Annotated in this window: 19 protein-coding genes; 13 read left to right on the top strand and 6 right to left on the bottom strand. The window is 63.5% G+C overall.

The window, feature by feature from the left end; genetic code table 11:
• Nucleotides 1-5 precede the first annotated feature (5 nt).
• Together HDIA_RS06525 and HDIA_RS06520 are read right to left on the bottom strand one after the other, a co-directional pair.
• Nucleotides 6-1,397: a dipeptidase gene (locus tag HDIA_RS06525; protein WP_099555429.1), complete on the bottom strand. Its 1,392-nt coding sequence runs from the start codon at nucleotides 1,395-1,397 to the stop codon at nucleotides 6-8.
• Between the two features lie 101 nt (nucleotides 1,398-1,498).
• Nucleotides 1,499-3,061 carry a helicase HerA-like C-terminal domain-containing protein gene (locus HDIA_RS06520; protein WP_099555428.1) on the bottom strand — a complete coding sequence of 521 codons (1,563 nt, stop codon included), beginning with the start codon at nucleotides 3,059-3,061 and terminating at the stop codon, nucleotides 1,499-1,501.
• 206 nt (nucleotides 3,062-3,267) lie between these two features.
• Here HDIA_RS06520 and HDIA_RS06515 point away from each other — a divergent pair, with 206 nt between their 5' ends.
• The 8 genes from HDIA_RS06515 to scpA all read left to right on the top strand — a co-directional run bounded on the left by HDIA_RS06515 (nucleotide 3,268) and on the right by scpA (nucleotide 12,762).
• Nucleotides 3,268-3,639 (top strand): hypothetical protein, encoded by a 372-nt coding sequence (locus tag HDIA_RS06515; protein ID WP_099555427.1) that lies wholly within the window; start codon nucleotides 3,268-3,270, stop codon nucleotides 3,637-3,639.
• Between the two features lie 96 nt (nucleotides 3,640-3,735).
• Entirely contained in the window at nucleotides 3,736-5,034 is a 1,299-nt protein-coding gene (locus HDIA_RS06510; RefSeq protein ID WP_099555426.1) for a hemolysin family protein, read from the top strand.
• Nucleotides 5,035-5,376: 342 nt separating this feature from the next.
• The gene (locus tag HDIA_RS06505; protein ID WP_157775386.1) at nucleotides 5,377-5,592 is read left to right on the top strand and encodes a hypothetical protein; all 216 of its coding nucleotides are present in this window, start codon (nucleotides 5,377-5,379) and stop codon (nucleotides 5,590-5,592) included.
• 685 nt (nucleotides 5,593-6,277) lie between these two features.
• Nucleotides 6,278-6,496, top strand: coding sequence for a hypothetical protein (locus HDIA_RS25200; RefSeq protein WP_157775384.1), 219 nt, complete (start codon nucleotides 6,278-6,280; stop codon nucleotides 6,494-6,496).
• A gap of 842 nt (nucleotides 6,497-7,338) precedes the next feature.
• Nucleotides 7,339-7,638: a hypothetical protein gene (locus HDIA_RS06495; RefSeq protein ID WP_099555423.1), complete on the top strand. Its 300-nt coding sequence runs from the start codon at nucleotides 7,339-7,341 to the stop codon at nucleotides 7,636-7,638.
• A 521-nt stretch (nucleotides 7,639-8,159) separates the two neighbouring features.
• Nucleotides 8,160-8,570 carry a DUF4332 domain-containing protein gene (locus tag HDIA_RS06490; RefSeq protein ID WP_099555422.1) on the top strand — a complete coding sequence of 137 codons (411 nt, stop codon included), beginning with the start codon at nucleotides 8,160-8,162 and terminating at the stop codon, nucleotides 8,568-8,570.
• Between the two features lie 173 nt (nucleotides 8,571-8,743).
• Nucleotides 8,744-10,600 carry a methylmalonyl-CoA mutase family protein gene (locus HDIA_RS06485; protein WP_157775382.1) on the top strand — a complete coding sequence of 619 codons (1,857 nt, stop codon included), beginning with the start codon at nucleotides 8,744-8,746 and terminating at the stop codon, nucleotides 10,598-10,600.
• Nucleotides 10,597-12,762 carry a methylmalonyl-CoA mutase gene (gene scpA / locus HDIA_RS06480; protein WP_099555420.1) on the top strand — a complete coding sequence of 722 codons (2,166 nt, stop codon included), beginning with the start codon at nucleotides 10,597-10,599 and terminating at the stop codon, nucleotides 12,760-12,762. The genes HDIA_RS06485 and scpA overlap by 4 nt, the downstream gene beginning before the upstream one ends.
• Before the next feature lie 19 nt (nucleotides 12,763-12,781).
• Here the strand turns inward: scpA and HDIA_RS06475 are convergent, their stop codons facing one another.
• Nucleotides 12,782-13,513, bottom strand: a complete 732-nt coding sequence (locus HDIA_RS06475) for a GGDEF domain-containing protein (protein ID WP_210202878.1) — start codon at nucleotides 13,511-13,513, stop codon at nucleotides 12,782-12,784.
• Nucleotides 13,514-13,971: 458 nt separating this feature from the next.
• On the opposite strand from HDIA_RS06475, the gene sthA reads away from it, so the two are divergent.
• The 5 genes from sthA (at nucleotide 13,972) to HDIA_RS06450 (ending at nucleotide 19,062) form a co-directional block, all read left to right on the top strand.
• Nucleotides 13,972-15,390 (top strand): Si-specific NAD(P)(+) transhydrogenase, encoded by a 1,419-nt coding sequence (gene sthA / locus HDIA_RS06470; RefSeq protein ID WP_099558746.1) that lies wholly within the window; start codon nucleotides 13,972-13,974, stop codon nucleotides 15,388-15,390.
• A gap of 86 nt (nucleotides 15,391-15,476) precedes the next feature.
• On the top strand, nucleotides 15,477-15,797 hold the full coding sequence (locus tag HDIA_RS06465; protein ID WP_099555418.1) for a heavy metal-binding domain-containing protein: 321 nt from the start codon (nucleotides 15,477-15,479) through the stop codon (nucleotides 15,795-15,797).
• 157 nt (nucleotides 15,798-15,954) lie between these two features.
• A complete protein-coding gene (locus tag HDIA_RS06460; RefSeq protein ID WP_099555417.1) occupies nucleotides 15,955-16,548 on the top strand; it encodes a DUF1131 family protein in 594 nt (197 codons plus the stop codon).
• A 14-nt stretch (nucleotides 16,549-16,562) separates the two neighbouring features.
• Nucleotides 16,563-17,594, top strand: a complete 1,032-nt coding sequence (gene meaB / locus HDIA_RS06455) for a methylmalonyl Co-A mutase-associated GTPase MeaB (RefSeq protein WP_099555416.1) — start codon at nucleotides 16,563-16,565, stop codon at nucleotides 17,592-17,594.
• Nucleotides 17,595-17,694: 100 nt separating this feature from the next.
• Nucleotides 17,695-19,062, top strand: a complete 1,368-nt coding sequence (locus tag HDIA_RS06450; RefSeq protein WP_157775380.1) for a TIGR03808 family TAT-translocated repetitive protein — start codon at nucleotides 17,695-17,697, stop codon at nucleotides 19,060-19,062.
• Here the strand turns inward: HDIA_RS06450 and HDIA_RS06445 are convergent, their stop codons facing one another.
• From HDIA_RS06445 to HDIA_RS06435, 3 genes are all read right to left on the bottom strand, one after another.
• The gene (locus HDIA_RS06445; RefSeq protein WP_099555414.1) at nucleotides 19,063-20,076 is read right to left on the bottom strand and encodes an asparaginase; all 1,014 of its coding nucleotides are present in this window, start codon (nucleotides 20,074-20,076) and stop codon (nucleotides 19,063-19,065) included. It abuts the gene before it with no gap.
• Nucleotides 20,077-20,131: 55 nt separating this feature from the next.
• The gene (locus tag HDIA_RS06440) at nucleotides 20,132-21,295 is read right to left on the bottom strand and encodes an aminotransferase (protein ID WP_099555413.1); all 1,164 of its coding nucleotides are present in this window, start codon (nucleotides 21,293-21,295) and stop codon (nucleotides 20,132-20,134) included.
• Between the two features lie 163 nt (nucleotides 21,296-21,458).
• Nucleotides 21,459-23,138: a methyl-accepting chemotaxis protein gene (locus HDIA_RS06435; protein ID WP_099555412.1), complete on the bottom strand. Its 1,680-nt coding sequence runs from the start codon at nucleotides 23,136-23,138 to the stop codon at nucleotides 21,459-21,461.
• Nucleotides 23,139-23,157: the final 19 nt, after the last annotated feature.

Genomic DNA, 23,157 nt, shown 5'->3' with positions numbered 1-23,157 from the left:
TGCAGTCAGGCCTTGTCGGCCAGCGCCGCGATGATCCGCGCCCATGAGCGCTGACCACGGCGGAAGCTCTCCATTTCGTATTTCTCGTTCGGACTGTGGATGCGGTCGTCGTCGAGCCCGAAGCCGATGAGCAGGCTGTCCATGCCGAGGATATCCTTGAAGAGCCCGACTATGGGGATCGACCCGCCACCGCCGATGACGGCCGCCTCTTGGGTCCATTCATCGGTCAGGGCGCCAAGCGCCTTCTTCAGGGCCGGATTCTCGTCGGAGATTTTCAGACCCGGACCGCCGCCATGGGCGTGGAATTCTACCCTCGCGTCCGGTGGCAGGCGGTCCTCGACGAACTTGCGGAAGCTTGCCCGGATCCTGTCGGGGTTCTGGCCGACGACGAGGCGGAACGACACCTTGGCGGAGGCTTTGGACGGCAGAACGGTCTTGAAGCCCTCGCCGGTGTAGCCGCCGGAAATGCCGTTGATCTCGGCCGTCGGCCGGGCCCAGAGCTGTTCCAGCACCGTCCGTCCCGCTTCGCCGGCTGGCGTCTTCAGGCCAACACCGCCCAGAAACGCCGTCTCGTCGAAATCCAGCCTGTCCCAGTTGGCCTTCACGTCCGGGCTGATGTCGCTAACGCCATCATAGAAGCCGGGCAGAACCACCCTGCCCGTTTCGTCATGAAGGTCGCCGAGGATCGACGTCAGGACGCGGATCGGGTTCCAGGATGCCCCGCCGTAGAGACCCGAATGCAGATCCCGATCGGCACAGGTGATGACAATCTCCTCGCCGACGAGACCGCGCAGCATCGTCGTGATGGCCGGCGTCGTCGCATTCCACATGCTGGTGTCGCAGATGAGGGCAACGTCGGCGGACAACTCCTTCTTCGTTGCCTCCAGGAAGGGTACGAGGCTCGGGCTGCCGGATTCTTCTTCACCCTCCAGAAGGATCGTGACGTTGAGCGGCAGCGATCCGGTTTCGGCGAGAAAGGCACGCGCCGCTTCGACGAAGGTCAACAGCTGCCCCTTGTCGTCGGCCGCACCGCGGGCAACGATCCGCTTCGAGCCGTCGGCGGCTTCCTCGACCCGTGGCTCGAAGGGGGGCGTTTTCCAGAGCTCCAGCGGATCGACCGGCTGGACGTCATAGTGGCCATAGAAGAGCACGTGCGGCGCATCGTGCGCCTTGCGGTAATGCGCCACGACCATCGGATGGCCGGGCGTCTCGCGCAGCGACGCCTCGAACCCGATGGACGACAGATCGGCAACGAGCCATTCGGCCGCCTTGCGGCAATCCGGCTTGAACGCGGTATCGGTCGAGATCGACTTCAGTCGCAGCAGATCGAAGAGCCTCTCGAGGCTCTTGTCGAAATCGGCATCGAGACGCGCAAGGACGGACGTAAGACTGGACATGGGGAGGTTCCGGTGGTTCTGGAAATGCGACAGGGACCGGAGCGGTCGTCGGACCCGGACCTTATGCGATCTCCCGAGACTTGGGAATCCGTCTCCCCGCCCTATCGCCTCAGCAGGCTGCCGAGAACGCCGCGCACGATTGCCCGCCCGGCAGAGGAGCCGATCGAACCGGCCACGGACTTGCCGACATCCGCCGCGACCTGACCTGCCACACGATTGACGACCGTGCGGGTCACGTCACGGGCGACACGCTGGGTCACGGTCAACCGCTTGCGGCGCCCGCCCTCCGTTGCCGTCGTCCCGACCCCGAACAGAGTGCCCATCAGGCCACCAAGCAGCCCTCCGCTTGCCTCGGGAGCCTCAGCCTCCGTGAGCTTTTCCTCGGTGCGAGCGGCCAGCAACTCGAAAGCGGATTCCCGATCCTCGGGCTTGTCGTAGAGACCGAGAATCGGACTGCTGTTGATCAGCTGCTGGCGCTCGTTGTCCGTAATGGGTCCGAGGCGTCCGCTCGGCGGACGGACGAGCGTGCGCTCGACAATCGAGGGAATGCCCTTGTTCTCCAGCGTGGAGACGAGCGCCTCGCCGACGCCAAGCTGCGTGATCACTTCAAAAGCATCGAAGTTTGGATTGGGCCGGAAGGTCTGCGCCGCCACCTTCACCGCCTTTTGCTCGCGCGGCGTATAGGCGCGCAGCGCGTGCTGGATGCGGTTGCCGAGTTGGGCCAGCACGCTCTCGGGAACGTCCATCGGGTTCTGGGTCACGAAATAAACGCCGACGCCCTTGGAGCGGATCAGCTTGACCACCTGCTCGACCTTGTCGATCAGGGCCTTGGGAGCCTCGTCGAACAGGAGATGGGCTTCATCGAAGAAGAAGACCAGCCTCGGCTTTTCCGGATCGCCGACCTCGGGCAATTCCTCGAAGAGTTCGGAGAGAAGCCACAGCAGGAAGGTGGCATAGAGCCTTGGATTGTTCACCAGCTTGTCAGCCGCCAGAATATTGACGATGCCCCGTCCGTCGCGCGTCGTGCGCATGAGATCGAGGACCTCCAGCGCCGGCTCGCCGAAGAAATTCTCCGCGCCTTGCTGTTCGAGCACGAGAAGGCCGCGCTGGATCGCGCCGACCGACGCCGTCGAGACATTTCCGTAGCGCGTGGAAATTTCCCGGGCATTCTCGCCGACGTAGTTGAGCATCGCCCTCAGGTCCTTGAGGTCGAGCAGCAGGAGCCCCTCCTCGTCGGCCATCTTGAAGGTGATGTTCAACACGCCTTCCTGCGTGTCGTTGAGGTTCATCAGCCGCGCCAGCAGCAGCGGCCCCATCTCGGAGATGGTCGTGCGGATCGGATGCCCTTCGAGGCCGAACAGGTCCCAGAAGACCGTCGGTGTCGCCTCGAACACATATTCCTCGCCGAGGCCGATCTCCTCGGCACGCTTCAACAGGAAGTCCTTGGGCTCACCGGCCATGGAAATTCCGGAAAGATCGCCCTTGATATCGGCGCAGAAGACCGGAACGCCCGCGCTGGAAAGTCCTTCTGCAAGTATTTGAAGACTAACCGTCTTTCCCGTTCCGGTTGCGCCCGTCACAAGACCATGCCGATTTGCCAGTTTCAAGGTGAGATATTCTGGCTTCTCGCTCTTGCCGATCAACACCTTGCCTTCTTCAATCATGCCTGATCTCCCAGTGATCGTTGAGCATCCAACAAGCTGTCAGGTTTATAGAGAGCCGCATTCTTGAGAGCAATTGTGCGCCGGCCTGATTGTTCACCTCTTTCAAGGCTATATAGGCACAAGGTGGTACAATCACCCACTTGATCTTGACTGGTGTGTGGTATCTATATCGCCGGTCGCGTAAAAGTGCAGGTCAGGGGGGCCCGATGCACGAGTTGGTGCAGATTATTTCGGATCGAATTGGGATCAGCGAGGAAACCGCCGAGTCCGCCTTACGGATCATTCTCAATTTCCTCGACAAGGACGGCCCGAGCGACCAGGTGCGCGATCTTGCCAGCAATCTCGGCCTTGAGGACTTTCTCGGCTCGAAAAATGGCGGTGGCTTCCTCAGCGGCCTGACCGAGATGGTCGGCGGCGGCGCCATGGCGGCGTTCACCCAGCTCAGCTCGGCCGGTCTCGACATGGGGGAAATCCAGGGCCTGACGAAGGAATTCGTCGTCTACGCGCGCGACAAGGCCGGCCCGGAAGCCGTCGACAGCATCATCGACTCCATTCCAGGGCTTGAACAGTTCATCTGATACAACCGCGCGCGAGATTTCGTAGGCGGGACTTCGTGCTGGGGCTCTGGTAGGGTTCGTCAACCCACCCGCTCCCGAGGCACTTGAACGGTCCCCATGTTCGAAATCATTATCGTTGCGCTGCTCATTCTGCTCAACGGCGTCTTTGCGTTGTCCGAACTGGCGGTTGTCTCCTCCCGCAGGGCACGGCTGAGATCCATGGCCGAGGCAGGACGGGCCGGCGCAAAGGCCGCGCTGGAACTGTCGGAAGACCCCGGCCGCTTCCTCTCCACAGTCCAGATCGGCATCACCCTGATCGGCATTCTCGCCGGCGCCTATTCCGGCTCCGCCCTCGGCGAGAAGCTCTCCACCTTGCTCCAGTCCTTCGGCGTCGAGCCCGGCATGGCCCAGCCGGTCGGCATTGGGCTTGTCGTGACCATCATCACCTATTTCTCGCTGGTCATCGGAGAACTGGTCCCCAAGCAGCTGGCCCTCGGCAATCCGGAGCGCATCGCATGCCTCGTGGCCGGCCCGATGCGCGCCCTGTCGCGCGTTGCCGCGCCCTTTGTCGTCTTGCTGGATCTGTCCTCGCGCTTCGTCTTCTTCCTCTTGCGCGTCAAGCAGGACCGGAAGGAGGTCGTCACCGAGGAAGAAATCCGCAGCCTGATCGCCGAAGCCGAAAGAGCAGGCGTCATCGAGGCCGACGAGCGCCGGCTCATTTCCGGCGTCTTCCGTTTCGGCGACCGCAAGGTGAAGGCCCTGATGACGCCGCGCACCGACGTGGAACGGCTTTCGCTGGCGGCGGATGATGCGGCCATCCGGGAAAAGCTCCTGACCTCCAGCCACACGCGGCTGCCGGTCTCGCGCGACGGCAGCGACGACATGGCCGGCATCGTGGTGACCAGCGATCTGGTCAAGCAACTCCTCTCGGGCGAACCGCTCGACATCGAAAAGCATATCCGGCCGGCGCCGGTCATTCCGGACACCGCAAGCGCGCTCGATCTCCTGGAACTCCTGCGGTCCTCGGAAGAGCCGATGGCCCTGGTCCACGACGAGTATGGCGACTTCGAAGGCATCGTGACGCCGGCCGACGTGCTTGGAGCCATTGCGGGCGCCTTCCGCTCCGACCTCGACGAAGGCGAATCGGAGGATGCCTTCCAGCGCGAGGACGGCTCCTGGCTCATTGCCGGCTCCATGCCGGCGGAAGACATGGCCGAGACGATCGGCATGGCCCTGCCGGCGGAGCGGGGCTACAACACCACGGCCGGCTTCATGCTGTCCCGGCTCGGGCATCTGCCGGTGACCGGCGAGCATTTTTCCCATCTCGGCTGGCGTTTCGAGGTCGTCGACATGGATGGCCTGCGAATCGACAAGGTGCACGCGCAGCGGCTGAACGTCACCACGCCTGACCCGTGAGCGAACTCACGCGAGTGAATCCCACCATCAAGACAGGCCCAATACAGTCGGCGGGAAATAGTTCCGGCGACGTATCATTATTGATCATAACAAAATTTGCGTTAACATTTGCACATCAAGCAAACCCATAAATAATCAGATTAAATGCACTATAAGTAACATGAATTGCAATATATCGCACTTAGATTGCCATTTTTTGGCTGCATTCTCATCTGAATGCAATTTAAGTATGCTTAATTCAATCCGATATTCCATTTTTGACTCGTTTACAACTTTGCCAATCCGCGGTTTTCTGGTAACAAGATTGTGTGGACCTGTATTTCAAGTTCAGAGGAGTTTGCCTTGAAGAAAATCATGTATGGTGCCGCCATTGCCACCGTGGCAATGTTTAGCGTGGCTCCGGCCTTCGCGAATGGTGTGCAGATTTGTGATCTCGCTCCCAACCTCGAGATCTGCCAGGCGCTCCCGGGCAACGGCGCTCCGCTCCCGATCGCCGCTCTCGGCCTGCCGATCGCGGCCGGTCTCTTCGCCTACGCCAAGCGCAAGCAGGCTCGCTAAGATTCTGGAAGGCGGCCGACCTCCCGGCCGCCTTCTTTTCTGCATGACGAATCGGTTGCTCTCGCCGCCTTTATCCAGTCCGGGCAACGCGAGCGCATGAAGCCCCGCATAAGCCTTCCGATGGCGTGAGGTACTGCCCCCCCCCCCCGCCCCTTCGACGATCGGCACGGTCTCCCATGACCGTCACAGGCAAGCCGCTGTCACAGCAGCCTTGTGCCGGCAGGTGCCGCTGAACTGCGGGCCACCCTCCCGGCTGAATCGCCCCCCCCCGTTTTTCGAGCCCGCGAGACTTCGCCCAGTCTCAGCGAAGCATTCTCGACCCCGGCGCATCGAGGAGCGGCCATTTGCGCCGAAGATGCCCGCGCGCCGGATTATCCAACTCAATATCGATCAATCGTTTGGCGCCCGATTCCCAGAATAGAACGGGAATTTTTCCACTTTTGGTCTGGACCGCTCTCCAAGCCCCTCGAGATGTTGCCTACTTGCGCAGCCGTGATTTCACGGACTTCGAATTTTCGTTATATTTCAGACTTGTTCGACGATTAAGATATTGGCGCTTTATTCACCCGACCTCTTCTTGCCGCTGTCCTGAATTCATAATTTTTCCTTGCGCACATCCGGCGAAATTGTTATTAATTTACTTGCTGAACAGGAACACTAGTGGCCAGAGTTCCAGGAGGTTCAATTGAAGAAATACATTTTGAGCGCGGCGGTCGCGGCGGTGGTTGCATTCAGTGCCCTTCCGGCGTTTGCCGAGGGCGCATATCTTTGTGAAATCAGCCCGACACTTCTGGTCTGTAAGCAGGTGTCGCCGCCGAATGGTGTTCCGCTGCCCATTGCAGCCCTCGGTCTGCCGCTCGCGGCCGGCCTTTTCCTGTATGCCAAGCGTAGGCACTCACACTGAGTTTTCCGAAGGCGGTCGGCGCGCCGGCCGCCTTCGCTTCACGCCCTTGAAGCAGCCCACATCTCGGCTGCAGTCACGACGGCAGCAGATGCCGCAGCGAACGCTGAGCTTGCAAGGGGCGTCGCCTGCCCGCATCGGCCAGTAGGCCCATTCAGCCAGGAAGTCCCGTCGGCCTTCGCCCACCGGCTCGTCATTGCGGACGCATGGTCGCGCAGGTCCGGCTCAGGAGTTTCCACGCAAGCGTGAGCGCGCGCTCCCTGCGGAGGCAGCCATCCATCGGCTTGCATCCGACCGCACCGCCCTTCTCCCAGCGCGATGACACATGAATTCCACTGCGAGTGCATATGGGGTCGAGATACACACCCATCAGATGTATTTCTGAATTGATAAACTTAGAATTGTTTCCCAAGGCATCACTAGACTATGCCTGGCCGGAAATTGTTTACGAGAGTTGTTGAATTCAGGTCACAATCCATTGGCAAATCAGGCCAGAAGGCATGAATCGCGGCCATGCTACCCCGGTTGAGATTACTACCGGCTTTTGCGGACTCCCCACGTTCAACTGGCATGGTTAAAATTAAGGTGCACTCGATCCAATCGAGATCGTGAATGTCCGAAAACACATCACAAGCAACTTTAAGACTCGACTGAACATGCTTTGTATTTTTTGTTTATACTTTTGAAACCATGTTACTCAATTTATGACTCGTCCACGAACCAATTCGCTCTTTTTATTCTTAATACGGCACGACTACCCGGCGTCTATTTATCCGTTTAATTTTCTTTGGGCCTTGTCGATCCTTCTCAATTTTCGCGTTTGACTTAAGGTTTCGAAAAGCACGTTGCACGGCAGCAAGAAGATTGATATTAATCTTATCGGGCGGATAGGGGGGACCTATCAACCAGAGTTCCAGGAGGTTCATATGAAAAAATTTTATTTGGGCGCGGCTGCGGCTGCGCTGGTTACTTTGAGCGCCATGCCTGCTTTTGCTGAAGGCCAGTTCCTGTGCCAGGGCAACCTGCAGCTCTTCGTCTGCGAGGCCCTGGGCGACCCGAACGGTGTTCCGCTTCCGGTCGCGGCCCTTGGCCTGCCGATCGCCGGTGGCCTGTTCCTCATGGCACGGCGCAAGAGCCAGCGCTGAGCGACAACAGAAGTTGCGAGAATGCGGCGGTCGGGAAACTGACCGTCTTTTTTTTGCGCTCTTTCCGGACAACCGGCATCGGCCGTGAGTGCCACCGATTCGTTTGCGGACATTTGACGTCCTTCCCGGCCGATTCGTTCAGCCCCTCCCCAATCGGGAGCCGGTCCTTGCCGGCATTGCCAATCGCCTGATGCCTCCAGACCCGGCGCGCGGCGATACGCGGCACATTTCACTTGCCCAACGCCCATCCCAGGCATTCAGCATCGCCGGGACCTATGGAGACCGCTGCGGAAGGGTCTTGCCAGAGCCATTCCACTTGCCCGCCTCTCCTCGGGTCGAGATCACCGAGCACGTTCTTTTTCTTGCATAATCGTTAAAAACAGGCACAACTTTTCATCGGGTTGCCGGATCGGCAGCTTTCGACAATGAAGGGCCAGGAAGCAGCCCGGACGGTCTCGGTCCGCATCGCTTCTGAAGGCTCCATTGTTGCCGTGCGGCAAGAGCAAGCGGGGGGAGAAGCGATGGCGTCCTATCCAATCAGCAAGATCGAGGGAATCGGACCGAAATATTCGGCGGTTCTTGCATCGGTGGGCGTGGCCACCACGGGCAAGTTGCTCGACCGGGCCAAGGACCCGAAGGGGCGCAAGGAACTCGCCGAAGCGTCCGGCCTTGACGAGGGGCAAATCCTGAAATGGGCCAATATGGCCGACCTGATGCGCGTCAAGGGTGTCGGCGAGGAGTATTCCGAGCTTCTTGAAGCTGCTGGCGTCGATACCGTGAAAGAATTGCGCCACCGCAATGCCGAGAACCTCACGGCCAAGATGGTCGAGGTCAATGCGGAGCGCAAACTTGTCCGCCAGCTTCCCAGCGGAAAGCTCGTGGAGGCCTGGGTCGAGCAGGCGAAGACCATGGATGTGATTCTCACCTACTGAGTCCTTCAGCGACAAGCCTCCACAACACTGTCCTCCTTTTGGGTGATGCGACCAGCCGTCGTCTTGCCGTAAGATGACGGCTGGGGTTCCTTGCCCCGACCAGAGGCCATCGCCGGCCGCACCAGTACGGCGGTTGGCCTGCCCTTCTTGCGGATGCTTTGGGCTTTGAGGACATGACCGGACGCTCGTCGACAACAACAGAAAATGGCTCGGACGGCGAACGCCTTGCCGAACTGCTGAGCGGCACGCTGCCCACTTTCGGGCAGGACGACTGGCAGGCGGCGGTCGAGAAGTCCCTCAAGGGCCGCTCCCTCGACAAGATCACGGCGCGCACGGCCGAGGGCATCACGGTTCCGCCCCTCGCTCCAAGGCGCATCGATGCCAAGGCCCTCGCCATGCGGCCGGCCGGCCTGCCCTGGCAGATCGTGCAGCCTCTTCTCGTCACCGATGCGGCTGAAGCGAACGCCGCCCTGCTGGAAGAGCTGTCCGGCGGTGTCGGCGGCATCGACCTGGCGTTCGCCGGACCGATTTCAGACCTCGGTCGCCTCTTCGACGGCGTCTACACCGACCTCGTTTCGATCCATCTTTCGCCGGAGACCTTCGCGTCCGGTCAGGTGGAAACCGTCGCCCGCCATCTGGCTACGGCCGGGGGCGGAACGCTGCATCTCGGCGTCGATCCCTTCGAGCCCGGCCGTACCGGCACAGCCGACGATGCCGGAAAGACGGTGACTGCCGCCATCGGGCTCGGCAAGGACATAGGCCTTGCCGGAACCTGGCTTGCCGCGCGCGGTCAGGGCTGGCACGGCGCCGGGGCCTCGTCAGCGCAGCAGATCGCGATCGCACTGGCAACAGCGGCAGAGTATCTCCGGCTCGCGGACGCAGCCGGACAGGAGGACCTTGAAGGGCTTCTGTCGCGGATCGAGTTCCGTCTCGTCGCCGACCAGAACCAGTTCCTGACGATCGCCCGCCTTCGGGCCTTCCGCCGTCTTCATGCGCTCTTCGCAGAGACCTGCGGCTTTGCCGCGAAGCCCGCCTTCGTTCTGGCCGATGCGGCAGAGCGAATGATGACGAAGCGCGACCCCTGGGTGAACATCCTGCGCTCGACCATCGCCACCTTCGGCGCGGCCATTGGCGGGGCGGACGCCATCCTGACGCGGCCGCACACGGCCGTCCTCGGCCTGCCGGATGCCGATGCCCGGCGCCTGTCGCGCAACGTCCAGAACGTCCTTCTGGAAGAATCCAACCTCCACCGCGTCGCCGATCCGACCGCCGGCAGCGGCGGCGTCGAGACGCTGACCGACGAGATCGCCGAACGGGCGTGGGATGAATTCCGCCAGATCGAGCGCGAGGGAGGCCTGGCCCGCAGCCTTGCCCAAGGCGGCATCGCGTCGCGAATCGCCGAGATGGCGGAGGCGTCGCGCAAAGCGGTCGCCCGCCGCCGCAAGCCGATCACCGGCACCAGCACCTATCCGCTGCTCAGCGAGCGCGATGCGGCTGTCGCTGCCCCGCTGCCCGAGGCTCCCGCCGGGGCCGGACCCGTCCAGCCCTATCGGATCGCCGAACCGTGGGAAGCCTTCCGGGACGCCTCGGATGCCGTGCTTCACGCCAACGGCGCGCGGCCGAAGATTTTCCTCGCCAATCTCGGTCCCGTCGCGGCTTTCACCGTCCGGGCCACCTGGGCCAAGAACCTATTCGAAGCCGGCGGCATCGAGGCGATCAGCGATCGTGGGCATAAGGATGCCGCCTCGCTCGTCGCGGCCTTCAAGGCGAGCGGCGCCAGCATCGCCTGTCTCTGTTCCAACGACGCCACCTATGAGACACTTGGGGCGGAGGCTGCCAGCGCCCTGAAGACTGCCGGCGCAACGCGCGTTCTCCTCGCTGGCCGGCCCGGCGACCTGGAAGACGGCCTGAGACAAGCCGGCGTCGACGTCTTTGCCCATGAAGGGCTCGACATGATCGCGCTTCTGACCGACGTCCTTGCCGGCCTCGGTGTCGCGCTGCCTGCCCCCAAGGGAGGGCTGAACGGATGACGAGACTTCCTTCCTTCGCCGATGTCGCCTACCGCAAGGTCGCGCCCGCAGCCACCGCCGAAGGCATCGCCCCCTGGGTCACGCCGGAAGGGATTGCCGTCGATCCGGTCTTTTCGGCTGGCGACCTTCAGGGCCTTGCCCATCTCGACACATGGCCGGGCCTGCCGCCCTATCTGCGCGGCCCCTATCCGACGATGTATGTCGGCAGCCCGTGGACGATCCGGCAGTATGCGGGCTTTTCGACCGCCGAGGATTCCAACGCCTTCTACCGGCGCAATCTGGACCAGGGCCAGAAGGGCCTTTCCGTCGCCTTCGACCTTGCCACCCACCGCGGCTATGACAGCGACCATCCGCGCGTTCCCGGCGACGTCGGCATGGCGGGTGTCGCGATCGATTCGATCTACGACATGCGCACGCTGTTCGACCATATCCCGCTCGACCAGATGAGCGTGTCGATGACAATGAACGGCGCGGTGCTGCCCGTGCTCGCGCTTTTCGTCGTCGCGGCCGAAGAACAGGGCGTTACTCCGGACAAGCTTTCAGGAACGATCCAGAACGACATCCTGAAGGAGTTCATGGTCCGCAACACCTACATCTATCCGCCCGCCCCCTCGATGCGGATCATCTCGGACATCTTCGCCTACACGTCGGAGAAGATGCCGAAGTTCAACTCCATCTCGATTTCCGGCTACCACATGCAGGAAGCAGGCGCGACGGCGGACCTGGAGCTTGCCTATACGCTGGCCGACGGCATTGAATATGTGCGCACGGGCATGGCGGCTGGCCTTCCGGTCGACCGTTTCGCGCCGCGCCTGTCCTTCTTCTGGGCGATCGGCACCAATTTCTTCATGGAGGTCGCCAAGCTGCGCGCCGCGCGCCTGCTCTGGGCGAACCTCATGAAGAAGGAGTTCGATCCGAAGGACCCGCGCTCGCTGTCGCTGCGCACCCATTCGCAGACGTCGGGCTGGTCGCTGACCGCGCAGGACCCCTACAACAACGTCGTGCGCACGGCGATCGAGGCGATGGCGGCAACGCAGGGCCATACCCAGTCGCTGCACACCAACGGCCTCGACGAGGCGCTGGCACTCCCCACCGACTTCACCGCCCGTATTGCCCGCAACACGCAGATCGTGCTTGCCGAGGAAAGCGGCACGACCAAGATGATCGACCCCTGGGGCGGCTCCTATTACGTGGAGCGACTGACCGCCGATCTCGCCGAAAAGGCGCTTGCCCATATCGCAGAGGTCGAGGCGCTCGGCGGTATGGCCAAGGCCATCGAGGCCGGCATCCCGAAGCTCCGGATCGAGGAAGCCGCCGCCAAGACGCAGGCGCGCATCGACAGCGGCGAACAGCCGGTCATCGGCGTCAACAAGTATCGCGTTTCCAGCGAGACCGAGATCGACGTCCTCAAGGTCGACAACTCGGCGGTGCGCGCGGCTCAGATCAAGAAGCTGAAGCGCCTGCGCGCCGAACGCGACGAGACCTCCGTCACCGCCGCGCTCGACGCCCTCACCAATGCCGCCTCGGCTGGCAGCGGCAACCTGCTGGCGCTTTCCATCGATGCCGCCCGCGCCAAGGCGACCGTCGGCGAGATCACCATCGCGATGGAAAAGGTCTTCGGCCGGCACAAGGCGGAAATCCGCTCCATCTCGGGTGTCTACAAGCGGGAGGCCGGACGCATGGACGACAAGATCGCAGCCGTTCACAAGCTGGTTTCCGCCTTCGAGGAGAATGAGGGCCGGCGCCCGCGCATTCTCGTCGCCAAGATGGGTCAGGACGGGCACGACCGCGGCCAGAAGGTGATCGCCTCGGCCTTTGCCGACCTCGGCTTCGACGTCGACATCGGGCCGCTCTTCGCGACCCCGGAAGAAGCCGCCCGCCAGGCGATGGAAAACGACGTCCATATCGTCGGTGTGTCGTCGCTCGCCGCTGGTCACCTGACGCTCGTTCCGGCCCTCAAGGCGGCGCTGGAAGCGGAAGGGCGCGGCGACATCATGATCGTCGTCGGCGGCGTCATCCCGCCGCAGGACTATCCGGCGCTCTACGAGTCCGGCGCGAGCGCCATCTTCCCGCCCGGCACGGTGATCGCCGACGCCGCGGGAAAGCTGGTGCAGGATCTGAGCACGCGGCTCGGCTACGGGGATCTGCAGGCCGCCGAATAGGCTCGCGGAGAAAGCGCCTTCAACCTGCCAGCTGGCTTTCGCAGCCCGAGGGCTCGGATTGCCCTGCCGGCGGCCGGGGCATGCTCGCCTCCGCCGGGTTGAGGACAGGTGGAGCCTCCTTGCACGGGACCACGCGGTTGCGGCCGGCCGCCTTCGCGGCGTAAAGCGCATTGTCGGCACGGATGAGGAGCGAGTTCACCGTCTCCCCCTGCCTCGCGCAGGCAACGCCGATGTTGATGGTCTCCACATCGATATGGTCGGCAAAGAGCATTCGCCCGCTTTCAACCTCCTGGCGGATGCGCTCGGCGATTGCGAGCGTGTCCCCCGCCTCGACGGACGAACAGAGCACGACGAATTCCTCGCCCCCAAGGCGCGCCACCAGACTGCCTTCGCCCGCCCATTCCCGGATCGTTTCAGCGGTTCGCACCAGCACCATGTCGCCGCTCGCGTGGCCGAACGTGTCGTTGATGAGCTTGAACCGATCGACATCGATGAGGAGCAACCCGACGCCCTCGGCGATGCGGCCGTTTTTATCGCCCGCGCGATCCATGAAGGCGCGACGATTCAACAGTCCGGTGAGGTCGTCGGTCATCGCGATCTGGCGCATCCGGACATTCAAATGGCGCAACTTCTGGAGCAGCCGGAGCAGAGCGAAGATCATCGGAGTGGCAAGCAGCGCGGGAACGGCGCCGCCGATCAAGACCCCCGTCCACAGGTCCATCGTCGGATAGATCGGCAGGAGAAAAATCACCTCGATCGCCAGCGTTATGCACATGGAGGAGATGACGGAAAGGACCGCAAGCCCAGCGGTCCAGCCATAGAGCCAGCCCGCGCCATGCGTCTTTTCCAACGTCATCGCATCGGCTATGACTTCTCGCTCCGGTTGCTGATTGCTTTTGCGGCAGATCGACCGTCGTCTGCCGGCGAGCAGAGGTCCGTTCAAAGGGGGGCGTTTCAAAGGGACTGTGAGCACGGATTGCCACGAGCAACGCATTCTCGCAGCCGATCGTTGTCGATTCGTTTTGAAAATTCAACTTTCTGCAACTTGATTGGGTTAAATCTTCCTGACCTTGACGCTTGAGATACTCACCTATCGGCCATCTATCTGGCCTTGAACATGCATGCCGCCGACATGAGACCGGGCACTGGTCCGCTCTCTCCTGCCGCCCAATGCTGGGTTGCCTGACGCAGAAGGAAGTCCGGGACACGATGCAGACCTACGACATGATCGTCATCGGCAGCGGGCCAGCGGGTCGGCGCGCCGCGGTTCAAAGCGCCAAGCTCGGCAAGAAGACGCTGGTCGTCGAAAAGGGCCGCCGCGTCGGCGGCGTCTCCGTGCACACCGGCACCATTCCCTCCAAGACCCTGCGCGAAACGGTGCTGAACCTGACCGGCTACCGCGAACGCGGCTTTTATGGCCGCGCCTACCGGGTCAAGAAGGACATCCAGTCCGACGACCTCCTGCAGCGCCTCTACAAGACGCTCGACCACGAGGTCGACGTCCTCGAACACCAGTTTGCCCGCAACGCCGTGGAAACGACCTGGGGCACGGCGCGCTTCGTCGGCCCCAACCGGGTCGAAGTGACGAGCGAGACCGGCGAGCGGATGGAATACGGCGCCAAGAACGTGCTGATTGCCGTCGGAACCCGCCCCTTCCGCCCCGAATACGTGCCCTTCAATGGCACCAACGTCCTCGACAGCGACGAAATCATCGAGATCGGGCGCCTGCCGCGCACGCTGACCGTGATCGGCGCCGGGGTCATCGGCGTCGAATACGCGACGATCTTCTCCGCACTCGATGTCAAGGTGACGCTCATCGAGCCGCGCAACAGCTTCCTCGATTTCATCGACCGCGAACTCATCGACGAGTTCACGCACGAACTGCGCGATCGGGGCATGGCGATCCGCCTTGGCGACAAGGTGGAAAGCATCGCCATGGCGGACGGCCATCCCGTCTGCACGCTGACCGGAGGCCGCCTCGTCCGCTCCGAGGCGCTGCTCTTCGCGGCGGGGCGCGTCGGCGCCATCGAGACACTGAACCTTGAATCCGTCGGCCTTGCTGTCGACCATCGCGGCCGACTCAAGGTCGATCCAAAGACCTTCGAGACCGAGGTGCCCGGCATCTATGCGGCTGGCGACGTGATCGGCTTTCCGAGCCTTGCCTCCACCTCGATGGAACAGGGCCGCGTCGCCGCCTGCCACGCCTTCAAGATGCCTCTGCCCCCTGCCCCGGAGTATTTCCCCTACGGCATCTATGCCGTGCCGGAAATCTCGACCGTCGGCATGACGGAGGAGGAAGTGCGCCAACGCGGCATCCCCTACGAATGTGGCATCGCCCGCTTCCGCGAGACGTCGCGCGGGCACATCATGGGCCTCAACACCGGCATGATGAAGATGATCTTCTCGCTGAAGACGCGCCGCCTGCTCGGCGTCCATATCGTAGGCGAGGGCGCAACGGAACTCATCCACATCGGCCAGGCGGTGCTCAACCTCAAGGGCACCATCGACTATTTCATCGAGAACACGTTCAACTATCCGACCCTTGCCGAGGCCTACAAGATCGCCGGGCTCGACGCCTGGAACCGCATGGCGGGCGCCAGCGTCGTGGAGCCTGCAACGACGGCCTGACCCAAAATCTCCGGCAGTCTTCCTTCCCATGATATCAAGGCGGTGGTCATGGCGACGAGCCATGGCCGGCAGGAAGGAGATGCTCGATGATCGTCACGACAACCAACACGGTCGAGGGACGCCGGATCGTCGCCTATCGCGGCCTCGTCGCAGGCGAGGCCATTCTCGGCGCCAATGTCTTCAAGGACCTCTTCGCCTCGATCCGAGATATCGTGGGTGGGCGTTCAGGCGCCTATGAGAACGAGATGCGCCGGGCGCGTTCGATCGCTGTGGACGAAATGTGCGCCGAGGCAGAGAGCGCCGGCGCGAATGCTGTCATCGGCGTCGACATCGACTACGAGACCGTCGGTGACAGAGGATCGATGATGATGGTCACCGCCTGCGGGACCGCCGTCATCCTCGAATGACGCGAGCCGTTACCTCTCTCCGACGGTGGCCAGGTTCGCCATGATCTCGAAGTGAGACAATCGGTCAGCGGGAAACTGGCCCGGCGATGCACATTTGTGACCCTCGTGCCGGCGTCGCGCCCTTTGCTGGAAGCCCGCGGCATGCTATCCGGCTGACATGAAAAATGTGCGTCCCGCGATCCTTCTTCGTGCGCTCGCTTCGGCGGCGCTTCTTTCGTTCATTGCCGGTTGCGCCTCCTCGTTCGAGGAAGTCAACACCCTGCCGACAGAGACCCTGCTCGTGATGACGGACAGCGGGGCCGGGCCGATCGGTGTGGACACGCCCTACTCCAAGGCGGCGATCGAGGCGGCCCTTCCGGGCTACACGGTCGACACCGTCACGATGGCGAGCGAGACACGCACCGAAACCGCGCTGGCCGCCTTCCACAATGGTCTTCAGGTCCTGCAGGTTCTGTCCGGTCGCGGCGGCAAGATCGGCGCCATTCACGGCGTCACCCATCACATGACCGGCCCCAACGGCGAACGCATCGGCATGACCTTCGCCGAGGTCCGCCAGGACATCAACCAGTGCCGCGTTGGCACCGGCAACTGGCGCGGCATGCCGATCTGCACTGCGCGCGGCACATCAAACGTGACGCTTATCTTCGCCATTCCCGGCTACGAGGCATCCGACGCCCTGCCCGATGCGAACACGGTCGCAACGTCGACTCTTCAGCGCATCATCTGGACGCCGCCGCAGTCCGAGAGCTGACAACGGAGGTTTCCGTGCCTGCCCCCAGCACACCTGCCGTTGCAGCGCCGTCCCACGTCACGTCCCGGCCCGGACCCGACCTCGATCAACTCGCGGATGGCATCCGCCGTGGCGACCGGGCCATGCTGGCGCGGGCGATCACGCTGGTGGAATCGCGCAAGGCCGACCACCAGGAAGCCGCCCGCCAGCTTCTGCAGATGCTGATCGGCGAAACCGGCCGCTCGCTCAGGATCGGCATCACGGGCGTCCCGGGCGTCGGCAAGTCGACCACCATCGACCAGTTCGGCAGCAACCTCACGGCGCTCGGGCACAAGGTCGCCGTCCTCGCGGTCGATCCGTCCTCGACGCGAACCGGCGGGTCGATCCTCGGCGACAAGACGCGCATGGCGAAGCTCTCGATGGACCGCGGCGCCTATGTCCGCCCCTCCCCCTCGGCGGGCACGCTCGGCGGCGTCGCGGCCAAGACGCGCGAGACCATGCTGCTTTGCGAGGCCGCGGGCTTCGACGTCATTCTCGTCGAGACCGTCGGCGTCGGCCAGTCGGAGACGACCGTCGCCGAGATGGTGGATTTCTTCCTCGTGCTGATGCTGCCGGGCGCCGGCGACGAGCTTCAGGGCATCAAGAAGGGCGTCCTTGAAGTCGCCGACATGATCGCCGTCAACAAGGCCGATGGCGAAGGCGCGACGAGGGCGCGGGCGGCTGCGTCCGAATACCGGGCGGCGCTGCATATCCTCTCGCCCGCCGCCGCTGACTGGACCCCGCCGGTCGTCACGATTTCGGGGCTTGCCAACGAAGGCCTCGACACGCTCTGGACGGAGATCCTGCGCTACAGGGAGGCGACAACCGCCTCCGGCCGTTTCCAGAAGAAGCGCGCCGACCAGCAGGTGCACTGGATGCGCGAGATGATCCTTGCCCGCTTCCACGAACGGCTCAGCCGCGACAAGACCATCCGCGATGCCATCTCGCGCCTCGAGGACGAGGTTCGCAGCGGCTATACGGCCCCCTCGCTCGCGGCCGCCGAGATCGCCAGCCTGCTCAGTCTTTGAACCGCCCGGTTCGGCCCGATCGGGGCTCAGTCACCCACAAACCTGCAATCCGGAACGCTCCTTGCTCCTCACGTCACAAGACGAGGGAGTTTGTATCAAGATGGATCGCAGGGCGTTTCTTTATGGCACAGCGGCCAGCATCGGCACCGGCCTGATCCTGACGCCGGCTCATTCCGAGCGGTCCGGCGACGGCGCGGCCGTTCTGCGCGGCTCCTTCACGCGGCCGGAGGCGTCCGTCCAGCTGGACGAAGCTGCAAGCGAGAACCAGAGCCGCGTGATGCAGGAGGCCCTCGACCGCGCGGGCGAACAAGGCAAGCCGCTCTTCCTGCCCGCCGGGCGCTACGAGGTCAGCAACATCCGCGTTCCGGCAGGCGTCCGCATTATCGGCGTTGCTGGTCAGTCGCGTCTCGTCTATTCGGGCGGCGGCAAGCTTCTCTATGCCGAGGACAGTTCCAGCATTGGCCTCGAAGGTATCGTGATGGATGGCGCCAACCGGGCGCTCGACGACCCCGAAGGCGGCCTTCTTTCCTTCCGCACCGTCGCCGATTTCTCCATGGAACGCTGCTCTGTCGTCGGCTCTGCCGGCCACGCGCTCGCGCTCACGCGGGTCTCCGGCCGGATTGTCGGCAACAGCCTGTCCGGCGCCATCGGCAGCGCCATCACCAGCGAGGAATCGGCCGGCCTCTCCATCTCCGGCAACGAGATCGGCGGCTGCGGCAAGGCCGGCATCGTGATCCGCCGCTGGACCGCGGCCGACGACGGCACCACCATCACCAACAACCGCATCGCGGACATCGCAACCCTGCGGGGCGATGATCAGGGCGCCGGCACGGGCATTCTCATCGTCCAGGCCGGCGGCGTCCTAGTCTCGGGCAACCGCATTGCCGACTGCGCCGAAAACGCAGTCAAGGCGGTCGCGAGCCCCAACGTCCAGGTCGTCGGAAACAGCGTCATGCGTGCCGGGCGGACCGCCATCCTCGTCAGCGACGGATGCGACGGCGCTCTGATCTCCTCCAACATCGTCGATGGCGCGGCGACCGGGCTTCATCTCGCCGGCCCCGGCGGTCCCGGCAGCTCCCATGTCTGCCAGGGCAATGTGATCCGCAACATCAGCGGCGGCGCCGAGGATGACCGGCTGGCCGGTGTCGGCCTCGTTGCCGAGACCAGCGCGACAATCACCGGCAACGTGGTCGAAAACGCCGCCGGAATCGCGCTCATCGCCGGAACGGATCAAAGTGCGGACGAAATCGTCGCCACCGGCAACGTGCTGCGCGGCGGGCGCATCGGCATCGGCGTTTCCGTGGCCGACACGGCAGGTCACACCCTGCTTTCGGCCAACATGATCTCCAACACGACAGACGGCGCCATCCGGGGCATGCTGGAAGGCGAGGTCGTGACGGAGGATCTCTCGGTCGCCAGCGCCGTGCGTTTCTCCAATCTCACCATCGGCGAGAACCGGATCAGTTGATCACGCTGCGTCGAGCGCCTTCACCAGTGCCTCGGCGGGCCGGATCTCGCCGGCGACTTCGTTGAGACGCGTCAGCACCTGCGGATGAATCAGCGCATCGAGCGCGCCATCGCCAAGCTTGAGAAATGTCGAGACGACCGCGGCCGTCACCACTTCGGAGGCCCGAGTGGCGCCGTCGTCGATCTTGATCGCCATGCCAAGCCCCTGCTCCGGCAGGGCCACAGTAAAGACGCCTTCCGCGCCCGTCTTCACAAACGCCCGCTTGCCGAGGATCGTCATGGCGCGCGTGCAGAAGCGCCCCGTACCGGCGACCATGAAGGGCTCCGCGAAGACGGCCTCGCGAATGCGGGCCACCGCCTTCGTCCGTTCGGGCCCAAGCTTGGCACCTGTCGCGAATTTGGCAAAGCCATAGGCCGTCGCCGTCAGCGGCACGGCGAAGGTCGGGATCGAGCAGCCGTCGAGACCGCAATAGTCCTCCGCGAAGACGTCGCCGACCATGTCGCAGACCGCGTCGATGACCCCGTCCATCACCGGATGGCCTCGCTTGGAATAGCCGGTCGGATCGACGCCCATCGCCATGGCGGTCGCGATAAAGCCGGAATGCTTGCCGGAGCAGTTGTTGTGGATGCGCGCCGGGCGTCCCTGCAAGCGGGCAAGGCGCGCCTTGTCGGCCTCCCGTTCGGGTGCCTGCGGTCCGCATTCGAGACAGCCCTCGTCGCAGCCGCAGGCCTTCAGCATGCGGCGCGCCGTCGACACATGGGCCGCCTCGCCATTGTGCGACGAACAGGCGAGCGCGATTTCGGCGTTGCCGAAGCCGAAGCGGTCGGCAGCGCCGCTCTCGATCAACGGCAGGGCCTGAAAGGCCTTGATGGCCGAGCGCGGAAAGACGGGCGCACGCACATTGCCGAGCGCCAGAACATCGCGCCCATCGGCATCGACCACCACAACGGACCCGCGATGGCGGCTTTCGACGACGCCGCCACGAGTCACCTCGACCAGAACCGGATTGGACATGTGTCCCGAAACTCCATGGATATAAGAATTGGCCTGACGTCGCCGATCTGCCCGGTCAGGCGGCCTTCCTGAGCCACTTGGCAAGACGGTCCACCGCCGCGTCGAGCACCTCGTCGCGCTTGCAGAAGCAGAAGCGGATGAAGCGCGTCGGCGCTGATCCGGCATAGAAGGCCGAGACCGGCACGGCGACCACGCCAGCCTCACGGGTCAGCCGCATGCAGGCCTCCGCGTCGTCATCGAGGCCGAGCGGGCCGGTGTCCGTGGTGACGAAATAGGTGCCCTGACAGGCCATGACCTCGAAGCCAGCGGCACGCAGACCCGCCGAGAGACGGTCGCGCTTCCTCGCCTGTTCGCTCGCCAGCGTTTCGAAATAGCTGTCGGGCATGGCGAGACCATGAGCGACGGCGGCCTGAAGATTGGGGGGCGTCGTGAAGGTTACGAACTGGTGCGCCTTCGAAACCGGTCCGAGCAGGTTCGGCGCGGCCGTCACATAGCCGATCTTCCAGCCGGTGAGCGAAAAGGTCTTCCCGGCCGAGCCGATCCTGACCACCCGATCGCGCATGCCCGGAAAGGCCATCAGCGTCTCGTGCTTCAGGCCGTCGAAGGTCAGGTGCTCGTAGACCTCGTCGGCGATCACATAGGCGTCGTGCTCAAGGCAAAGATCGGCGATCGCCTGCAACTCGCCGTGCGAGAAGACCTTGCCGGCCGGGTTCATCGGGTCGTTGATGATGATGGCCTTGGTGCGCGGCGAGAAGGCCCGGGCCAGCGCCTCGACGTCGATCTCCCAGCCCGGCGGCGTGATGCGCACGAAGACGGGCGTGCCGCCGGCCTGGCGGATGATCGGCACATAGGAATCGTAGAAGGGCTCGATGACGATGACCTCGTCGCCCGGTGCGACGAGACCGAAGATCGCGTCCGCCAGCGCCTCGGTCGCCCCGGAGGTGACGAGCACCTCGCTCTGCCAGTCGATATCAAGGCCGTAAAAGCGCCTGTTTGCGGCGGCGACCGCCTGCCGCAATTCCGGGATGCCCATCATCGAGGGATACTGGTTCGGGCCGGCCAGCGCCACTTCGGCGGCCTTTGCCCTGATTTCCTCCGGACCGTCCACATCCGGAAAGCCCTGACCGAGATTGATGGCACCTGTCTCGCGGGCCAGCGCCGACATCTTCTCGAAAATCGTCGTCGGCATGCCGGTGAAAATCGGATTGGTCGGCTTCATCTGGCTCTTCGCTGGGTCTTGGGCTCACGATCGCGTCTGATCATAGGTACGGCGTCCACCGGACTTCGCGCAAGTCGGTTTCATTGCCGCGCCGTGCCAAAACGAAGACGCCGGCGCGACGAGCGCACCGGCGTCAAATTGTTCCAGCCATCAAGACAGGGAATCAGGCAGCGCGAAGTTCCTGCACGAAGCCCTCGACGGCGGCGCGCAGATCGGCCGCCTTTTCCGACAGGCCCTGAGACAGGTCCATCAGGTGGCCGGAGGCGGCTCCCGTCATTTCCGCCGCTTGCCCGACGCCGGCGATGTTGGACGTCACCTGGCTCGCTCCGCTGGCGGCGCGGTGCGTGTTGCCGGCAATCTCGCCCGTGGCTGCACCCTGCTCCTCGACGGCCCCGGCAATGGTGGCCGCGATTTCCTTGACGTCGGCGATGGTGCGGACGATCTCCTCGATCGAGGCGACGGCCGTACCGGTCGCCGTCTGCATCTCGCCGATCTTCAGGGAAATCTCGTCGGTTGCCTTGGCGGTCTGCGAGGCGAGCTGCTTGACCTCCTGCGCGACAACGGCAAAGCCCTTGCCCATCTCGCCGGCTCTTGCCGCCTCGATGGTGGCATTGAGCGCCAGAAGGTTGGTCTGGTCGGCGATGCCCTTGATGAGATTGACCACGTCGCCGATCGCAGAGGCCGCATCGGCCAGCGTCGTGACGTGGCGGCTGGCGGTCTCCGCCTCGCGGTAGGCATTGTCGGCAACGGTGGCCGAATGGGTCACCTGACCGTTGATTTCCTGAACGGATGCGGCGAGTTCCTCGGTGGAGGCGGCGACCGTCTGCATGTTGCCGGACGCATTCTCGGCGGCCTGCGAAACGGCGCGGGCCTGCTGCGAGGTCTGCTCGGCCGTCGTCGACATGTTCGTCGCGGCCTCCTGCACCTCCTTCGACGACGAAAGGAAGAGTTCGGCGAGCCCTCCGACACGTTCCATCAGCCGGTCCGCAATCTTCGAGCGCTCTTCCCGCGCCTTTTCGGCGGCCAGCGCATCCCGGCGCGACTGTTCCTCCCGAACCTTCTCGGCTTCCGCCAGAGAGGTGCGGAAGCTGTCGACCGCGCGCGCCATCGTGCCCAGTTCATCCTTGCGCGCCGTGCCCCGGATGGCGCTGTCATAGTGTCCCTTCGCGACGTTGTCGATCGCGTCGGCAAGCCCGCTCAGCGGCCTGCTGACGCGGAACAGGACAAAGGCAGACGCGCCGATACCGATGACGGTGCCGAAGATCGTCATGACGGTGTTCAGCATGATGGCGCGGTCATGCACGTCGCTGCTGACGGCAAAGGCCGCCTGCAGGCCCTGCCCGTTCATCGCGCCGAGATCGACCAGCTTGCCCGTCATCGCCTGGTAGGCGGTCGCCATGTCCTGCTTGTAGAACAGCGATGCATCCTCGACGCGGAACATTGCCGTCATTTCCATCATCTGGTCGTGGAGTTTCTGGTAGTCGCCCCAGAGCGCGGAGAATTCGTCGTAGGCCGCCCGTTCCTCGGGAGTCGTCAGGAGCGATTCCACGATCGACCGGTCGCGATCGATTTCGGCAGCCGCCTTTTCGATGCGCGCCTGGGCATCGGCCGCCTGCTCGGGATCGGAGGAGAGGATGTTGGTGCTTTCGGCGATCCGGTAGTCGGCCACGCTCGTCTTCAGCTCATGAATGATCGAAACGCTCGGCAGCCAGTGCTGGTCGACATCGGTCAGACGGGCTTCCAGTGCATCGATCGAACTGTTGGACAGAACGCCGAAGGCAAGGAGCAACGTCGTCATGACCAGACTGAGGCCGATGAGAACATTTCGGATCGACAGCTTCATGTTTTTTCACTCCCAAGGC

This window comes from Hartmannibacter diazotrophicus (assembly GCF_900231165.1).
Lineage (GTDB): Bacteria > Pseudomonadota > Alphaproteobacteria > Rhizobiales > Pleomorphomonadaceae > Hartmannibacter > Hartmannibacter diazotrophicus.
The sequence above is the reverse complement of the archived record's forward strand: the minus strand, read 5'-3'. Positions and strand labels throughout refer to the sequence as shown.